2 protein-coding genes are annotated in these 2121 nt (G+C 74.3%); one reads left to right on the top strand and one right to left on the bottom strand.

What is annotated here, in order from left to right:
• On the top strand, window positions 1-961 hold a 961-nt coding region (locus OOT08_RS18685), incomplete at its 5' end, for an ABC transporter permease (protein ID WP_325094405.1).
• Between the two features lie 64 nt (window positions 962-1025).
• Here the strand turns inward: OOT08_RS18685 and OOT08_RS18680 are convergent.
• The coding region (locus OOT08_RS18680) for a LuxR C-terminal-related transcriptional regulator (RefSeq protein WP_325094404.1) at window positions 1026-2121 on the bottom strand (1096 nt) is incomplete at its 5' end.

Genomic DNA, 2121 nt, shown 5'->3' with positions numbered 1-2121 from the left:
GGTCGCCGGGGGGCGCAGCGTGAGCGAGCGAATAACCGCGCTGCCCGGGGTGCGCTCCATCGGCAAGGAAGCACGCTCCTCGACCTCCCTGACGCTGTCCGCGCTCCCCCCGGGGGTCACGGACCGGGTGACCGTGTCCGCCCCCGATGTCCGCTTCCTGGACGCGGAGGCATTCGCGCACCTGGGAGCCCAGTGGCGCACCCCGGCGCAGTCCGCGTGGCTCGATCCGGATTCCCCGGCGCGGGTTGCGATGCTCGGCCCGAGGCTCGCCGAGGGGCTCGGCCTCACCGTTCCGGGCCCGGGGGCAACGATCTGGATTGAGAACCAACCGTTCGCCTGGCTCGAGGCTCCGCAGCGCCTCGGAGCAGACGCCCGCATGGAGGGGGCGCTCGTGCTCTCGCTGGACGGGGCCGCGGTGTTCCCCGCACAGGCGCTCACCCTCTCCGTGCGCGCCGAAGCCGGGTATGCGCTCCCGCTCGCGAACGCCATCCCTGCGGTCCTGAACCCGGGGGACCCGGGCGCCGTCTCCGTGAGCGCGGTCGCGGATCTGCGGCAACTCTCGCAGGGCGTCGCGGAGGACCTGAGCCAGCTCATCGCGCTCGTGTCCGTCGTGCTGCTCGTCATCGCGTCGCTCGGCTCGGCGACGTCCATGTACCTCTCGGTCCAGGCGCGCGCCCCGGAGGTGGCCCTGCGCCGCGCGCTCGGCGCATCGCGGGCGGTCATCTGGCGGCTGTTCATGCTGGAGGGGTTCCTCATCGGGGTGGTGGGCGGCACCGCAGGCACGGGCATCGGACTGATCGCGCTCGTCGGTGTCAGCGCCGCCCGGGGATGGACCCCGGTACTGGCCCCGGCGGTCGTGGCGGTCGGGATCACCGCCGGGGCCCTGGCCGGGGTGCTCTCGGCCGCGTATCCGGCGTGGGTCGCGGCACGGGCGGAGCCCGCCGAGGCCATCCGGAAATAGCGGGGGATGCCGTGCCCCGGCCCGGAACGGGCTCCCGGGTGCCGAGGCGAGCCGTCCGCCGGGGTTACCGCTCCGCGGCGGCCCCCGCGTCGTGGCCGGTGTCGGGGGAGCTGAGCCGAGAGATCAGCTCGTAGCGCGACTTCAGCCCGAGGCTCTGGTAGACCCCGGTCAGCCGGACCTCGACCGTGCGCACCGAGAGGAACAGCGCCTGCGCGATGTCCCGGTTCTTGTGCCCGGCGAGCACGAGCTCCACGACGTCCCGCTGGGGCTCCGTGAGGCGGGCGAGCAGCGGGTGCTCGCCGCTCGGGCCCCGCCCCGGCGCGGAGCCGCGCACCGCGGCGGCCCACTTCGGCAGACCGATGTCGCGGAAGCTCTGCTCGGCGGCGCGCAGGAGCTGCGTGGCCGGCGCGGCCTCGCCGAGCTCGGCGAGCCGGGCCCCGAACACGGCCTGCGTGTTGGCGTACTCGAAGCGCAGCTCATCCGAGCCAAACGCCTGTAGCACCTCGGCGAACACCCGTGCGGAGTCCGCGCCACCCGTCAGGAGGGCCTCGCTCCGCCGGAGCGTCAGCTCCGCCCAGCGCGAGGGGGTTCGCGCCGCACGCTCCCGGAACGCGTCGAGCGCCTCGGCGGCCCGCGCGGGCTCCCCGAGCGCGAACCAGGCCTCGACGAGGTTCGCGTCGTAGCGCAGCAGCTGCGGGTTGCGCAGCCCCGCGGTCGTCTCCTGGCAGCGGATGAGCGAGCGAAGCGCCTCCTCCGGGGCACCCGAGCGGAGCGCGTAGGCCCCGCGCAGGCTGTCCACGAGCCCGTTCACGCGCGGATTCACCCGCCCGCCGTTGAACTGGTGCGCGGCGCGCGACCACTCCTCGGCGACCTGCCCGAGCTCGACCTCCTGGGTGTACCAGGCGAGATTCATGCAGAGCGAGTGCCGGAGCACGTCCGGGGCCGGGGTCTTCGCGATCACGGACATGGCGGCGAGCGCCGCGCCGACGTTCCCGGAGCTCCGCTCCAGCTCGACGGTTTGCAGGCGGGCGACCGCCGCCCAGATGCGGCTTTGCCCGGCGGAGCCGCCGAGCACGGTGTCGAGGATTCGCCGCCCCTGCTCGTATTCTTCGGCGATCCCGTGCGCCTGGGCGAAGAGGATCTCGGTCATTGGGGCCCAG

This window comes from Leucobacter sp. M11 (assembly GCF_035726885.1).
Taxonomy (GTDB): Bacteria; Actinomycetota; Actinomycetes; order Actinomycetales; family Microbacteriaceae; genus JAPFRB01.
This window is presented reverse-complemented; position numbering and strand designations above follow the sequence as displayed.